The sequence below is a fragment of the Tropicimonas sp. S265A genome (assembly GCF_049800835.1).
In the GTDB taxonomy this organism is placed as follows: Bacteria; Pseudomonadota; Alphaproteobacteria; order Rhodobacterales; family Rhodobacteraceae; genus Dinoroseobacter.
Genome location: NZ_JBNAFU010000001.1, coordinates 680,645 through 695,275 on the forward strand (window position 1 = coordinate 680,645; position 14,631 = coordinate 695,275).

At 63.2% G+C, this 14,631-nt stretch carries 13 protein-coding genes; 8 read left to right on the plus strand and 5 right to left on the minus strand.

Going from position 1 to position 14,631, the window contains the following annotated elements:
* Positions 1–38: 38 nt before the first annotated feature.
* The 5 genes from ACP15N_RS03355 to ACP15N_RS03375 all read left to right on the plus strand — a co-directional run bounded on the left by ACP15N_RS03355 (position 39) and on the right by ACP15N_RS03375 (position 3,837).
* The gene (locus tag ACP15N_RS03355) at positions 39–434 is read left to right on the plus strand and encodes a VOC family protein (protein ID WP_425090797.1); all 396 of its coding nucleotides are present in this window, start codon (positions 39–41) and stop codon (positions 432–434) included.
* A gap of 50 nt (positions 435–484) precedes the next feature.
* Positions 485–1,009: a Twin-arginine translocation pathway signal gene (locus ACP15N_RS03360; RefSeq protein WP_425090798.1), complete on the plus strand. Its 525-nt coding sequence runs from the start codon at positions 485–487 to the stop codon at positions 1,007–1,009.
* A gap of 14 nt (positions 1,010–1,023) precedes the next feature.
* Positions 1,024–2,595 carry a GMC family oxidoreductase gene (locus ACP15N_RS03365; protein ID WP_425090799.1) on the plus strand — a complete coding sequence of 524 codons (1,572 nt, stop codon included), beginning with the start codon at positions 1,024–1,026 and terminating at the stop codon, positions 2,593–2,595.
* Positions 2,596–2,781: 186 nt separating this feature from the next.
* Positions 2,782–3,129, plus strand: coding sequence for a hypothetical protein (locus ACP15N_RS03370; protein WP_425090800.1), 348 nt, complete (start codon positions 2,782–2,784; stop codon positions 3,127–3,129).
* A gap of 168 nt (positions 3,130–3,297) precedes the next feature.
* On the plus strand, positions 3,298–3,837 hold the full coding sequence (locus ACP15N_RS03375; protein WP_425090801.1) for an adenine phosphoribosyltransferase: 540 nt from the start codon (positions 3,298–3,300) through the stop codon (positions 3,835–3,837).
* A gap of 190 nt (positions 3,838–4,027) precedes the next feature.
* On the opposite strand, the gene mdoH is transcribed toward ACP15N_RS03375, so the two are convergent.
* Positions 4,028–5,866 (minus strand): glucans biosynthesis glucosyltransferase MdoH, encoded by a 1,839-nt coding sequence (gene mdoH / locus ACP15N_RS03380; protein WP_425090802.1) that lies wholly within the window; start codon positions 5,864–5,866, stop codon positions 4,028–4,030.
* Positions 5,867–6,367: 501 nt separating this feature from the next.
* Here mdoH and ACP15N_RS03385 point away from each other — a divergent pair.
* Together ACP15N_RS03385 and ACP15N_RS03390 are read left to right on the plus strand one after the other, a co-directional pair.
* Positions 6,368–8,590, plus strand: coding sequence for an NADP-dependent isocitrate dehydrogenase (locus tag ACP15N_RS03385; protein WP_425090803.1), 2,223 nt, complete (start codon positions 6,368–6,370; stop codon positions 8,588–8,590).
* 130 nt (positions 8,591–8,720) lie between these two features.
* Complete coding sequence (locus ACP15N_RS03390) at positions 8,721–9,413, plus strand: hypothetical protein (protein WP_425090804.1); 693 nt, start codon at positions 8,721–8,723, stop codon at positions 9,411–9,413.
* A gap of 117 nt (positions 9,414–9,530) precedes the next feature.
* Here ACP15N_RS03390 and ACP15N_RS03395 read toward each other — a convergent pair whose 3' ends face one another.
* The 3 genes from ACP15N_RS03395 to ACP15N_RS03405 form a co-directional block, all read right to left on the minus strand.
* The gene (locus ACP15N_RS03395; RefSeq protein ID WP_425090805.1) at positions 9,531–9,914 is read right to left on the minus strand and encodes a RidA family protein; all 384 of its coding nucleotides are present in this window, start codon (positions 9,912–9,914) and stop codon (positions 9,531–9,533) included.
* A 45-nt stretch (positions 9,915–9,959) separates the two neighbouring features.
* Positions 9,960–11,162, minus strand: coding sequence for a DegT/DnrJ/EryC1/StrS family aminotransferase (locus tag ACP15N_RS03400; RefSeq protein ID WP_425090806.1), 1,203 nt, complete (start codon positions 11,160–11,162; stop codon positions 9,960–9,962).
* Positions 11,163–11,290: 128 nt separating this feature from the next.
* Positions 11,291–12,334, minus strand: coding sequence for an AbrB family transcriptional regulator (locus tag ACP15N_RS03405; RefSeq protein ID WP_425090807.1), 1,044 nt, complete (start codon positions 12,332–12,334; stop codon positions 11,291–11,293).
* Between the two features lie 93 nt (positions 12,335–12,427).
* On the opposite strand from ACP15N_RS03405, the gene ACP15N_RS03410 reads away from it, so the two are divergent.
* Complete coding sequence (locus ACP15N_RS03410; protein ID WP_425090808.1) at positions 12,428–13,090, plus strand: GntR family transcriptional regulator; 663 nt, start codon at positions 12,428–12,430, stop codon at positions 13,088–13,090.
* Positions 13,091–13,094: 4 nt separating this feature from the next.
* On the opposite strand, the gene ACP15N_RS03415 is transcribed toward ACP15N_RS03410, so the two are convergent.
* A complete protein-coding gene (locus tag ACP15N_RS03415) occupies positions 13,095–14,618 on the minus strand; it encodes a malonate--CoA ligase (protein ID WP_425090809.1) in 1,524 nt (507 codons plus the stop codon).
* Between the last annotated feature and the right edge of the window lie 13 nt (positions 14,619–14,631).

Sequence of the window (14,631 nt, forward strand, 5' to 3'; positions counted from 1 at the left end):
GGCTGAACCTCCGACAAAACCAATAACGGGAGGTTGGATTGGCCAAGGCAATCCACAGCATGATCCGCGTTCTGGATGAGGCGCGATCACTTGATTTCTACAAACGTGCCTTTGGGCTCGAAGTGGCCGACAGGTTGGATTTTTCCGATTTCACCCTGATTTATCTGAGCAATTCGGAACAAAGCTTCGAGCTGGAGCTGACAGTGAACAAGGGGCAGTCCGAGCCCTATGACCTCGGCAATGGGTATGGCCACTTCGCGGTATCGGTCGATGATCTCGACGCAGAGCACGCGCGCTTTGAGGCCGAAGGGCTAAGCCCAAGAACACTTGTCGAGTTCGCGCCGGACGGAAAACTCGTCGGGCGCTTTTTCTTCGTGGCCGATCCGGATGGATACCAGATCGAGGTTCTCGAAAGAAGCGGACGTTTTCAATGAGCCGCGCGGGAGGGGAGCCCGCGCACTTTTCATGTTTCGGGAGGAAACACATGATTGAGACACAAGGGCCAAAGGGCCTGACACGGCGGCAGCTTCTGTCGCGGGCAACGGCGGCGGGGGCAAGCTTCGTCGTCGGGGCCGGGTTCGTCGCAGGGAAAGATGCGGCGTGGGCCACCGAGTTGACGGCGCTGAAGCCGGAGACCTTTGCCACGCTGGTGCAGATGGCGCGCGATATCTATCCGCATGACCACGTGGGCGACAAGTTCTACGCGGCCGCCGTCAAAGGCTACGACACCGATGATGATGCGGGCACGATCGAACTGGGCATCAATGATCTGAACGCCGCAGCGCGCAATGCAGGCTATGACAGCTATCTGGCAATGGGCTGGGAGCGGGACCGCGTGGATATCCTGCGCGGGATGGAAAACAGCATGTTCTTTCAGCAGATCCGGGGCGGTCTTGTGACCGGGCTTTATAACCAGAAAGAGGTCTGGCCCCTGTTCGGGTATGAGGGCGAGAGCTTCTCGCAGGGCGGTTACATCGACCGCGGTTTCAACGACGTCGACTGGGTCTGAGGAAGGAGACGGACATGGCAACAACGTTCGATCTGAACGACGACAGCGTCGTTGTGGTCATTGGCACCGGCGCAGGCGGGGGCACATTGGCCAATGAACTGGCCCAGAAGGGTGTAAAGGTCGTCTCGCTTGAGGCAGGCGCGTTCCACGAGCCGCAGGATTTCCTGCAGGATGAGTGGGCCAGCTTTGGTCAGCTCGCGTGGCTCGATGCGCGCACGACGTCTGGCGACTGGCGGGTGAGCCGCGATTTTTCGGGCCTGCCGGCCTGGATCGTGAAGTCCGTGGGCGGGTCCACCGTGCACTGGGCGGGCGCATCCTTGCGGTTTCAGGAGCATGAATGGAAGGCGCGCACGACCTATGGCAACGTGCCGGGCGCGTCCCTGCTGGACTGGCCCATCGATGCCGAGGAGATGGCACCGTGGTACGCAGCGGCCGAGGACAAGATGCATGTGACCCGCACCGGGGATCGGCCCGGGCTGCCCGGCAACAACAACTTCAAGGTGTTCGAGGCGGGCGCGAAGGCGCTTGGCTATCAGGACGTGCACACGGGGCGCATGGCGATCAAGAGCCAGGACGGCCCGGACGGCACGCCGTGCCAGCAGATGGGGTTCTGTTTCCAGGGCTGCAAGGTCGCGGCCAAGTGGTCGCCCAGCTATGACGAGATCCCCAAAGCACTGGACACCGACAATTACGAGCTGCGCACGCAGGCGCATGTTCTGAAGATCGAGCATGACGACACGGGCAAGGTTGCCGGCGTGCTCTATGCCGATGCCGAGGGCAACCAGCACCTGCAGAAAGCGCGGGTTGTGGCGGTGGCGGGCAACTCCATCGAAAGCCCGCGTCTGCTGCTGAACTCGGCCTCGTCGATGTTCCCCGATGGTCTGGCGAACTCCTCGGGTCAGGTCGGGCGCAACTACATGCGGCATATGACGGCTTCCGTCTATGCGGTGTTCGACAAGCCGGTACGCATGTGGCGCGGCACGACCATGGCAGGCATCATCACCGACGAGGCGCGGCATGATCCGTCACGCGGTTTCGTCGGCGGCTACGAGATGGAGACGCTGAGCCTCGGCCTGCCCTTCATGGCGGCCTTCCTCGATCCCGGCGCGTGGGGGCGTGAGTTCACCGCGGCCCTTGATGGCTATGAGAACATGGCCGGGATGTGGCTGGTGGGTGAGGACATGCCGCAGGAAACCAACCGCGTCACGCTCAATACGGACGTGCTGGACCAGTACGGGCTGCCGGCGCCGAACGTGCATTTCGATGATCACCCCAATGACATTGCGATGCGCAATCACGCGTGGCAGCAGGGTCAGGCGGTTTACGAGGCTGTGGGCGCGACCCGTACCTTCCCCACGCCGCCCTACCCCAGCACGCACAACCTCGGCACCAACCGGATGTCCGAGAGCGCGCGCGACGGTGTGGTGAACAAGTGGGGGCAGACCCACGACATCGCGAACCTGTTCATCTCGGACGGCTCGCAATTCACCACCGGGGCGGCTGAGAACCCGACGCTGACTATCGTGGCGCTGGCGATGCGGCAGGCCGACCACATTGCCCGCGAAATGGCGGCGCAGAACATCTGATCCGCGATACGCGAATTGGGGGGCTGCGCGGAGACGCGTGGCCCTTTTCTCGTGAGGTTCGTTGCGCAGAACTAAAGGTCGGCGCTGCAGTCATCCTATTCGTTGGTCAGCTTTGAGAACAGAAGCTGACTTGCAGATTGGCAACTGCATTGTCATTTGTGCTAGAGGATTGGCAACATTAACCAAGTGAACGCACAAGTTATGATGGAGCCCGGAAAGAACATCGCGATCAAGGTTCCATTGCATAAGTGGGATGAGACAGTGGCATTCTATCGCGACCGTGTAGGTCTTGAGGTCGCTAGAGAGCTTTCGAACAGCACTGGGTTTGTATTCGGAAACATGACCTTGTGGATCGACAAGGTTGAGAAGCAAAGCCAGGTCGATGTCTGGCTGGAGCTGTTCTCGGATGATCCAGATGGCGCTCTTGAGGCACTTGGCAGCCCAAAGAGAGACGAACTTGAAGCACTCGACGACGTAAACGGTCATTGGACATCTGACCCTGCAGGCGTGGTTCTGTTGGTTCGGAACGAGTAATTCTGACCAGGTAGGTTTGGGCTCACATCCGACATCCGCTGCGGCAGTGCCTGCAAGAGACTCAGAGACCACGAGCGCGCCTTTTTCTGCCCCGTCGACTGTGCTCGCTTGACCGCCGCTCAGGCATTGCCAAGGATGCGCGCGACCCGAGCCCAAGAAAGAGCACCCATGACCCCTCGCAAGACCGTTCAGGACTACATCCGCACGATCCCCGACTTTCCCCATGAGGGCATCATGTTTCGCGATGTGACCACCTTGTTCCTTGATCCACGCGGGTTTCGGATTGCGATCGACAGTCTGCTCGATCCGTTCGTCGGCGTGCAGATCGACAAGGTCGCCGGGCTGGAGGCGCGGGGGTTCATCCTCGGCGGGGCGGTGGCGCACCAGTTGAGCGTCGGCTTCGTGCCGATCCGCAAGAAGGGCAAGCTGCCGGGCAAGACCATCGAACAGGACTACGCGCTGGAATATGGCGAGGCCACGGTGGAGGTGCATGACGACTGCCTGCAGCCCGGGGAGCGGGTGCTGTTGGTTGACGATCTGCTGGCCACGGGCGGCACGGCACGCGCTGGCATCCAGTTGATCGAACGGCTTGGCGCGCAGGTCATTGGCTGCGCCTTTGTCGTGGATCTGCCGGAGCTTGGCGGGCGCAAATTGCTGGCGGATATGGACATGAACATTCATACCCTGACCGATTTCGCCGGGGCGTGAGGGCGACATGCCCCGGTTTTTTCATAAATCCTAACGATTTGATAACGAGTCCTCCGCTAGGGTGAGTCTTGTCGATGCAGCGATCGACAGGTTTCCCTAAGGTGGACTGACCCGGCAGGCCATGCGCCATGTCGGGTCTTTTTTTCCGAAACGATATCAAATAGATAAACCCGAAAGCGCACGCGCCGGTTCAGGCGATGTCCGGTTCGGGCTGAAGGACAGATACGGGATCTGGCTGCGTCCGGTCCTCCGGAATGTCAAAAAGATGCCGGTCGATGGACCACTGGCTGACACCGGGCAAGGTCGTGACCACGGCGAGTGGGATTGCGAAGCTGAGTGCAAAGAGCATCGGGCCACCAAAGACCAAAGCCCAGGGCGCCAGCGCTGCCAACCACGCGGTAAGGGCAAGGCCCGCGAGCGTCTGGGGCCAGAGCACGCGTGCCGCCTCCGCCCATTCCAGCCGGGCGCGGCTGCGTTGCTGGGCATCCCACCCGACCCGCTTGTTGAACGCGAGGCCAACGAGGAACTGCGTCAGACCGAACGCCACGATGGGCGCCATTACCATCGAAACGGCGATCTCGGAAAGCCCGCTGATCACCACCTGCCTGCGCCCGCCATAGGAGGCCGCCCGGTCGTCATCGGCGAGCACCTGCGCGAGCCCCATGAGTTTGGGCATCAGGTTCAGCGTCATGATCACCGCAAAAAGGCCGATACCGAACCACACCGGCGCGCCGACGAACTGGGCAGGCATCGCCGCAAGGCTGGCCCCGAGCAGTGCAAACAGCATCCAGGCCGGGGCCGCGACATACATCTGGATCGCCAGATAAAGCTGGATCCGGCTGAGCGGCGCGAGGTCGGGCAGGTTCAGCATCCGCAGATACTGCATGTTGCCATTGCACCAGCGCAGTTCCCGACGGATGAAGTCGGCGAGGCTTGGCGGGTTTTCTTCGTGGCTTTCGCTTTCTTCGGCCAGCACGCGCGCCTCGAACCCGGCTCGGCGCATCAAGGCGGCCTCGAGCTGGTCATGGCTCAGGATATGGCCTGACAGCGGACCCTTGCCCGGCAGTTCGGGCAACATGCAATGGGCGTGGAACGGGGCCGTGCGGATCAGGATGTTGTGGCCCCAGTTCGGCCCGCAATCGGCAAGCCACCATGCGGACCCAAGGGTGTAGGACCGCATTCCGTGGCGCATGCCGAACTGGAACGCGCGGGTGAAAAAGGTGCGCGACGGCAAACCGGTCACGAGGCTCTGAAGCATGCCGACCTCGGGCGATGCCTCCATCACGCGCACAAGGCGCAAAACCGTGTCGGCCCCCATGACGCTGTCGGCGTCCAACGGCAGGAAGAAGTCATACTCCGCCCCGCATCGGTCGAGGAATTCCGCGATGTTCCCGGCCTTGTAGCCTGCATTGTCCGTGCGGCGGCGGTAGTGGATGGCCACGCCCGGGGATGTCAGGCGCCACTGGGCAACGCCCGCCTCCTCGCGCAGCGCAACCGCATCCTGATCCGTGTCGCTGAGCAGATGATAGTCGAAATGCGCGGCCCACGGGGTGCGGGACAGCTCCTTTTGCAAGCCGCGCAGACGCGCGATCGAGGCCATCGGGTCTTCGTTGCGCAGCGGCATGACAATGGCGATGCGCGTGGTGATCGGCTCCCGCCCGGTGATGCGGGCCAGTGCGGGGGTCACGGCCATCGCCGCCCCTGCCCCGTGCCGCCGGTCCAGGATGAGCCCGATGACGCTGTTCCACAGCCCGATGGACAGCCACGGCAAGGTCAGCGCATAGGCCGCAAGCATCGCCCACTCGATCCAGATCAGGCCGCCATAGGACAGAAAAGTCGCCATCGCCGCGAACAGGGCGCCGACCGTCAGCAGGTTCAGCCCCAATACCAGGCGCCGCCGCCGCCGGATTGTCTGAGGGCCGGGTTCAGGGGGAATGACAGGTGTCGATGGGTGGTCCACCGCCGCTGGGTCTTGGTCGTTCCGGTCGTCCACGACCACTCCGGTCGGCACCTTCAATACTTCGTTCACCGATCCACTCCGTCAATCGTGCTATGCCCAGACATGGCGGGTCGCCTGCCGAGGTCCATTAACAAATGTGTGTAAAACCAATGGAGAAGCAGGTTCCTGCCGCCATTCGCACATATTTGCCTAAAATTTGGGCAGAGATATAATTTTGTGCCCCCAGTCCCACCGCGCCAGATAACATCGACACCCGACCTCTCCCAGTCCAAAAGTCACGGCTGGCCCGTCACCCGCGGGAAGTCACCCATGGGCCCGCGCAGCACGCGCGGTTTCTTGCCGCTTCTTGTGATGGTGATACGCTTTGCCGCCCGCATTTATTCCCACCCGCGACATTGCGACCCTGCCTTTGTCGTGATTGCCCCGTTGATCTGCGCGGAGGCTTGGTTTAGGCGGTGCAGGAGAGTTCGTATACCACGGTGTACGAAGATGCCTCACTCAGATTCGCCCAAGCTCCCTCACCGCATTCGAGGGGGCGTCGCATGACCACCGGCAGAAGGTACAACACGCATGGCTGACCAATCCAACCCGGACATCATCTACACTATCGTCGACGAAGCCCCTGAACTGGCGAGCGGGTCACTGCTGCCGATCATCCGGTCCTTTGCGGGTGCTGCGGGTGTGAGCGTGGGCACGAAGGACATCTCGCTTGCCGGGCGTATCCTCGCGACCTTCCCCGAATACCTGACCGAGGCGCAGCGGCAATCGGATGATCTGGCCGAACTGGGCGAGCTGGTGAAGACCTCGGGCGCGAACGTGATCAAGCTGCCCAACATCTCGGCTTCGGTGCCGCAGCTGGTGGCGGCGGTCAAGGAATTGCAGGGCCAGGGCTACGCGCTGCCCGACTATCCGGAGGCCCCTGCCACGGACGAGGAAAAAGCCGTGCGCGCCAAGTATGACGGGATCAAGGGATCGGCCGTGAACCCGGTCCTGCGCGAAGGCAACTCGGACCGGCGTGCGGCTGCGGCGGTCAAGAACTTCGCCCAGAAGAACCCGCACCGCATGGGCAAGTGGATGGCTGACAGCAAGACCAAGGTGTCGTCGATGCAGGGCAATGACTTCTATGCCAACGAGGTGTCGGCCACGCTCAGCGCGGCGCAGGCAGGGGCCGCGAAGATCGAGTTTGTCGGCAAGGACGGGACGACCACGGTTCTGAAGGACAGCTGGCCGCTGGACGAAGGCACGGTTGTTGATGCGACCTTCATGTCGGCCAAGGCGCTGTCGGCGTTTCTGGCCGAGCAGATCGACGCGACGAAGGCCGAAGGAACGCTTTTCTCGCTGCACCTGAAGGCGACGATGATGAAGGTCTCGGACCCGATCATCTTCGGCCAAGGGGTCAAGGCCTGGCTCGCACCGGTCTTTGAAAAGCACGGCGATGCGCTGGCCGCGGCAGGGGTGAACCCGAACTCCGGACTGGGCGATGTCCTGGCGCGGATCGCGGAGATGCCGAACGCGGCAGAGATCCAGGCCGAGATCGACGAGCTGACCGCCGCGCGCCCGCCGATGTACATGGTGAATTCCGACAAGGGCATCACCAACCTGCACGTCCCGTCGGACGTGATCATCGATGCCTCCATGCCCGCGCTGATCCGGGCCGGTGGCAAGGGCTGGGGCCCGGATGGCAACGAGGGCGACACGAACTGCGTGATCCCCGATAATTGCTATGCCGGTGTCTATGACGAGGCTGTCGAGTTTTTCAAGGCGAATGGCGCGCTCGACCCGACAACGGCCGGCACGGTGCAGAACCTCGGCCTGATGGCGCAGAAAGCCGAAGAGTACGGCTCGCACCCGACAACCTTCGAGGCCCCCGCCGATGGCACGATCCGGCTGGTGCTCGCCAATGGCGAGACGCTGCATTCCCACGAGGTGGAGGCCGGCGACATCTGGCGTGCCTGCACCGTCAAGAAAGCCCCGATCGAGAACTGGATCCAGTTGGCGCTGGACCGGCAGCGCCTGACCGGTCTGCGCGCGATCTTCTGGCTCGATGCCAACCGGGCGCACGATGCCGAGCTGATCAAGTACGTCCAGCCCGCGCTGGAGGCCGCCGGTGTGGCCGACAAGTTCGAGATCATGGCCCCGCGTGAAGCGACCCGCGCCTCGCTGGAGACGATCACGGCGGGCGACAGCACCATCGCGATCACCGGCAACGTGCTGCGCGATTACCTGACCGACCTGTTCCCGATCCTCGAACTGGGCACCTCCGCAAAGATGCTTTCTATCGTCAAGCTGATGAACGGTGGCGGTCTGTTCGAAACCGGCGCGGGCGGATCCGCGCCCAAGCACGTGGAGCAACTGGTCGAGGAAAACCACCTGCGCTGGGACTCCATGGGGGAATTCTGTGCCCTGGGCGAAAGCCTGAAGTTCCTGGCCGATGCGAAGGGCAATGCAAAGGCAGGCGTTCTGGGCTCTGCCGCCGAAGTCGCAACACAAGGCATTCTCGACTACAATCGGTCGCCTTCGCGTCGCGTCGGCGAACCGGACAACCGCGACAGCCACTATTGGTTCGCGCTTTACTGGGCCAAGGCGCTGGCCGAGCAGACCGACGATGCCGAGCTGGCCGCACATTTCGCACCGATTGCCGAGCAGCTTGAGGTCAAGCAACCCGAGATTCTCGCGGAACTGTCGAGCGCCCAGGGACACCCGGCCGATCTGGGCGGGTACTTTCACCCGGAGCGGTCGAAAGTGGCGCACACCATGCGCCCCAGCGAGACGCTAAACAGTATTATCGGCTAGCGCCTTACTGTTTTCAAAGAAGAACCAATCGCCGCCTTTTCGGGCGGCGATTGCGCGTCACAGGCTTGTGAATGTGGCTGAATCCGGATACGGATCCGGCTAGAATGTGTTTGTAACAAGTGAGATCGTGATGACACCGATTACCCGGGTATTATCCGTTGCTGCGCTGAGCACCGCGTTTGCGGGCAGCGCATTCGCGGCAACCGTCGACGTTGAAAAGCAGTACAAGAGCGCCTTCGGCACGCCGAACTGGAGCGTTGCCACCTCGTTCGTCGCCAACGGCACAACGGTCAAGAATGTCGGCGCGGGCGTGTTCCGCCTGAAAGGCACCTACGACGACGGCAGCATGTCGACCTTCCTCGCGTTCTGCCTGCAACCGCTGGAGACGTTGACACTGCCCAAGACCCACACCATCGCAACCTCGCTGGATGCAGGTGTTCTGAACAACCTTTATGCGCTTGCTTCCAACGCATGGACCCTCGTCAAGGACGCCAAGAGTGCGGCGGCCTTCCAGATGGCCGCTTGGGAACTGACCACGGATGATGGCGATTTCGACATCGATGCGGGCAACTTCAAGATCATCGCCGATACCACGGCGTCCAACAACGCCGAAGCGAAGGCCCAGATGTGGCTGGACAACATCCAGTCCGACTTCTGGAAGGCGGGCGGCGATACGTTCGAGATTTACAGCGCCAAAGGCACGCAGGACCTGTTGACCAACCTCACACCCGTGCCGGTTCCGGCGTCAGGACTGATGCTGCTGGGCGGCCTGGCCTTGGCCGGTGGCGTGGCCCGCCGCAAGACGGCGCGCAAAGACGCCTGAGCCCCAGCCGCCTGATCTGACCACGGGTGGGCGCGACACCCCTGAAAAACAGCAAAAGCCGCCGGAGCACCCGGCGGCTTTTTCATCTGGATCACGCGCTGCAAGACTGCGCCTGTGCTAGCCGGATATGGCAGCGACCGCTTCGACCTCGACCGTGGCGCCAAGGGGTAATTGGGCCACCGCAACGCAGGACCGTGCCGGTTTGTGCTCCCCGAAGAACTCCGCATAGACAACATTCACAGCGGCGAAGTCAGCCATGTCGGTCAGGAACACCACCGTTTTCAGCACGTCGGTTTTTCCGGCCCCTGCCGCTGCAAGCACCTTTTCGAGGTTCGAGAGCGCCTTGCGCGCTTGTGCAGCCGCATCCCCGCCCAGAAACACGCCGCTTTCGTCGAGCGCCAGACAGCCCGAGCAATAGACAACGCCACCGTGACGGCTGGCATGGCTATAGGGTCCGACGGCGGGCGGGGCCTCGGCGGCGGTGATCAGTTCAACGCTCATTTGGGTTCCTTCGATTGACAGCGGGCAGGCCGCACAAGGGCTGGGTCAGGCTGCGCCGGGCAAGGACAGGTCCTGCGCGCAGTGCACAAGGATGTCGGCGATATGCGCGCAATCCTCAAGGCTGAATGTCAGCGGCAGACGCATATCCATCAGGTTTGCCAGAACGCGATCGGTGTGCGGTAAACTCTGGGCAGGCACATAGCGCCACGAATGGTGGGTCGAGGTGAACGCGACCGGCTCCGCCCGGCCGAACCACTTCAGGTCCACCCCAAGCGCCGCGGCTTTGGTCACATATGCCTCCAGCATGTCCGCCGACGCGCCGGGCACCCGGAACTGGATGGAACTGCCCACATACCGCTCGGGTGCGGGACGGTGCGGCACGCGCAGCAGCGGGCACTCTGCAAGCCGGGCTGCAATCAGATCGTAGCGCGCGTTCCAGCGGTCGACATTGGCATCCAGCGTGGAAATTTGCGGCAACAGGATCGCTGCGCGCAGATTGTCCATGCGGGACGACATGTTGGGCATGTCGAACCGCAGCGACGCGAAGGCTTCGGGCCCGGGTGCGGCGCCATGGCGATCGTAGAGCATGTAAGACCCCGACAGCAGGATAGCGCGCGCGATGAAGTCGGGATCATCCGAGGTCAGCAGCCCGCCTTCACCCGAATTTACATGTTTGTAGGTCTGCGCGGAGAAACACCCCGCAAGGCCGAAATTGCCGCTTTTGCGCCCGTTCCAGCTGGCCCCCATCGTGTGTGCGCAATCCTCGATCAGGGTGACGCCGCGGGCGGTCAGCAGATCGCACAACGCCTCCATGTCGCACAGGTGCCCGCGCATGTGCGACAGCAGCAGCGTCCTTGCGCCCGAGGCGCCAATCTTGGCATCGAGATCGGACAGGTCGAGCACGAGGTCCTCGGTGATCTCGACCAGCACGGCCTCTGCCCCGACAGCGGCAATCGCCCCCGGCACGGGGGCCAGCGTGAACGCATTGGTCAGCACCTTGTCGCCCGCCCCCACGCCGTGTGCGCGCAACGCCAGTGCCATCGCCGCCCCGCCGGAGGCGCAGGCAAGGCAGAACCGCGCGCCCTGATAGTCGGCATAGGCTGCCTCCAACGCCGCGACGGGGCTCTGCTGTTCTGCCGCAGCGTTGTAGCGGTGCAGGCGTCCGGATCGCATGACCTCCACCGCGGCATCGATCGCCGCCTCGGGGATGGGTTCCTGAAGGGTGAAGTTTCCTTGAAACGGTTTCATTGCGCCTCGTCAGTTCTCGGCAGAACAGTGACACGGGTTTGAGCGTCTCTCAAACCAAATCTGCATCTGCCGCGAGCGCTGGCGCCGTTGGCCAAGCTCGCAGGTCGAGCGCCCCCGCCCTAAGCAGGTTACGTGTCCGGAGGGGGCTTTACCCGAAACAGCCGGGCCGCCAAGGGCGCACCGGTGATGACCAGCAGGACACGGGTCAGGTGATGAACGATCACATACCCCAGATCCGCCCCGACCACGATGGCCAGAACCGTCATCTCCGCCTGCCCGCCCGGCGCGAAAGCGAGGAAGGCGTTGACCGGGCTCGCCACCCCCATCAGCACGGCAACTTCGGTGAACGCAGCGGCGAGAATGGCCAGGATCAGCACGAACGCCACCCCGGCCAGCACATCGCGCCTCAGCTCATGCAGCGTAACCCCGACATACCCCACACCAATGCCCAGACCGATGAAATACTGCGCTGCAACGATGGCTTCTGCCGGGGGGCGAAAATGGATCAGATCGGTAAGCGACAGGATCGCCGTGACGATCATCGGACCGATGATGGATGCGCCGAACAGCCCGATCTGCTCCCCCCCTTTCCACCCGATCAGGGCCGCTGCGACCATCAATGCGAGCTCATGCAAGGGCAGGTCGGTCGCAGGCTGGCCAATGGGATTGGTCAGGGCCGCCCCGAACCCGAAGGTCAGGATCACAGGCGCCACGGTGATGATGATCAGCACCCGCGTCGCGTGGATCAGCGACAGGGCGCGCGCGTCGGCTCCGGCCTCCTGCCCGAAGATGATCATATCCTGCAAGCCGCCGGGCATGGAGGCGTACCACGCGGTCACCCGGTCAAACCCGCAGACCTTGTGAAAGAACGGCACCCCGATCAGCCCGATGATCACGATATAGACCGGGATCAACGCGACGGAGGCCGCCATTTGCGGCAGCTGCGTGACGACCTGCGGCGTGATCGAGGCGCCGACCGCAACCCCGAGGATCGTGCGAGCCGCGACGGAAATCGTGCCCAGTCCCTTGAGCGGCGCCCCGAGCAGCGCCGCGATGAGGCAAGCGCACATTGGCCCGAACAGGAACGGAAGCGGCAGCCCCATCGCCCAGAACGCGGCCGCCCCGGCGCTGGCCAGCGCAACGGTGATCGCCCGCCGCTGAAGGACGGGCATTTGTGACTTCGAACCTGGCGCCAAATCGGGGCCTCCCTTGCATCCGATTGTATCCGTGCGTATGCAATATGCAAGCAGAACACCGGAGGCGACATGCCGGACGCGCCGCAAGAACGAACCACGAGCCAGGGGCAGGATGCCTACGCGCGGTTGCTCGACGACATCCGGCAGCGCAAGCTGGTCCCGGGGGCACGGATGCTGGAGTCGGAGATCGCCGCGCGCCTCGGGATCTCGCGCACTCCCGTGCGCGAGGCGATCCGCCAGATGGAGGCCGACGGGCTGGTCGTGCATATTCCACGCTCCGGCGCACGCATCCGGACGCTGGAATATTCCGAGGTCAACGAGCTCTATGAGATGCGCGCCGTGCTGGAGGGCACCGCCGCACGGCTGTCGGCACGGGCCGCATCGGAAGTGGAACTGGCCGAACTGGACGCGATCAATACCGAGATGAAAGACGCGCTCGACGATATGGAGCGGCTCTATCGTCTGAACCGGCAATTCCATGACGCTTTGCTGAACGCCGCGCGCAACCGCTATCTGTCAAAGTCGCTGGAGGGGCTGAAAAAGACGTTGCTGATCCTTGGACCATCGACAATGGAAGAAGGCGAGCGCGCCAGCCTGGCGGTGGCGGAGCATGCGGACATGATCGACGCGTTGCGCGCACGGGACGGGGCCGGTGCGGAAGCCGCGATGCGTCGGCACATCGATGCGGCGCACCAGGTGCGGTTGCGCCAGTTGCGGGCGCGACCGTCCTAGCCTGTCAGCTGGCCTGCGCGCGAAACACATCCGCAAAGTCATCGCGCAGCAGGTTCTTCTGGACCTTGCCCATGGTGTTTCTGGGCAAGGCGTCCAGCAGCGCGAAATGCCGGGGCAGCTTGAACCCGGCCAGATCCTGTCGCGCCGCCGCTTCGATGGCGGCCAGATCGGGCGTCGTCCCCGGTTCGGGGACCAGAATCGCAACCACGCTTTCGCCGAAATCGGGATGCGGTGCGCCGATCACGGCAGACTCCAGCACACCGGGCTGGTCATCGAGAAAGATTTCGATCTCCTTGGGGTAGATGTTGTACCCGCCCGAGATGATCAGGTCCTTGCCGCGCCCGACGATGTGCACGTATCCGTCTGCATCGATCCGGGCCATGTCCCCGGTGATGAAAAAACCGTCCTCGCGCAGCTCGGCGGCAGTTTTCTCGGGCATCTGCCAATACCCCTTGAACACGTTGGGCCCGCGCACCTCGAGCACGCCGATCTCCCCCTGCGGGAGCGTTGCGCCGGTTTCGGGGTCGCAAACCTTCGCCTCTACCCCCGGCAGAGGGAACCCGACCGTACCCGCGCGCCGCTCGCCCTCGTACGGGTTGGACGTGTTCATCGACGTTTCGGTCATCCCGTAGCGTTCCAGAATACGGTGGCCTGTTCGTGCCTCGAACCGCTCATGGGTTTCGGCAAGAAGTGGCGCAGAGCCCGAGATGAAGAGACGCATATGGCCGACGAGATCGCGGGTGAACTCCGGCGTATCCAGCAACCGCGTGTAAAAGGTCGGCACCCCCATCATCGCGGTCGCCTCGGGCAGACGCTGAATTACGGTGTCGGTTTCGAATTTCGGCAAGAAGATCAATGCGCCGCCTGCCAGCGCCAATGTGTTCGTCGCCACGAACAGCCCGTGCGCGTGAAACACGGGAAGCGCATGGAGCAGGACGTCGTCAGAGGTGAAGCGCCATGCCTCGACCAGGGCCTGCGCGTTAGACAGCAGGTTCTGCTGGGTCAGCATTGCGCCCTTGGACCGCCCCGTCGTGCCAGACGTGTAGAGCAGTGCCGCCAGATCATCCAGACCGCGGGCAGGCGTGACAAATTCGGTCTCCTGGGCCGCCGCGCGGTCGGCCAGCGTACCGGACCCGTCCGCGCCAAGGGTTTCCAGCGCACAGCCCGCCGAAGCTGCGATGGGCGTCAAGGCTGCGACATCGTCCGGGTCGCAAACGAAGAGCGCAGCCCCGCTATCGGCGATAAAGTAGTCCAGTTCCGCAGGCGTGTAGGCGGTATTCAGCGGCAGAAACACGACGCCCGCGCGCAGACAGGCCACGTACAGCGCAAGGGCTTCCGGCGATTTGGCAACGTGCACGGCAAGCCGGTCGCCCGGCTTCAGGCCCTGCGCAGTCAGCACATTCGCGTAGCGCGCGGCCTCTGCCAGAAACGCGCGGTAACTTTGCGTGCGGCCCTTCGGCAGGCGCAGGAACACGGCGTCATTTTCCGCGTGCTGTCCAAAGAGCGTGTCGCACAGGGGGTTCGCCATGGGGTCGTCCTTT

Excerpts from the sequence above, each read along its gene's own strand:
- ACP15N_RS03360 (WP_425090798.1), top strand. The coding sequence starts at position 485 with ATGATTGAGACACAAGGGCCAAAGGGCCTGACACGGCGGCAGCTTCTG.
- ACP15N_RS03365 (WP_425090799.1), top strand. The coding sequence starts at position 1,024 with ATGGCAACAACGTTCGATCTGAACGACGACAGCGTCGTTGTGGTCATT.
- ACP15N_RS03375 (WP_425090801.1), top strand. The coding sequence starts at position 3,298 with ATGACCCCTCGCAAGACCGTTCAGGACTACATCCGCACGATCCCCGAC.
- ACP15N_RS03385 (WP_425090803.1), top strand. The coding sequence starts at position 6,368 with ATGGCTGACCAATCCAACCCGGACATCATCTACACTATCGTCGACGAA.
- ACP15N_RS03390 (WP_425090804.1), top strand. The coding sequence starts at position 8,721 with ATGACACCGATTACCCGGGTATTATCCGTTGCTGCGCTGAGCACCGCG.
- ACP15N_RS03395 (WP_425090805.1), bottom strand. The coding sequence starts at position 9,914 with ATGAGCGTTGAACTGATCACCGCCGCCGAGGCCCCGCCCGCCGTCGGA.
- ACP15N_RS03400 (WP_425090806.1), bottom strand. The coding sequence starts at position 11,162 with ATGAAACCGTTTCAAGGAAACTTCACCCTTCAGGAACCCATCCCCGAG.
- ACP15N_RS03405 (WP_425090807.1), bottom strand. The coding sequence starts at position 12,334 with ATGCCCGTCCTTCAGCGGCGGGCGATCACCGTTGCGCTGGCCAGCGCC.
- ACP15N_RS03410 (WP_425090808.1), top strand. The coding sequence starts at position 12,428 with ATGCCGGACGCGCCGCAAGAACGAACCACGAGCCAGGGGCAGGATGCC.
- ACP15N_RS03415 (WP_425090809.1), bottom strand. The coding sequence starts at position 14,618 with ATGGCGAACCCCCTGTGCGACACGCTCTTTGGACAGCACGCGGAAAAT.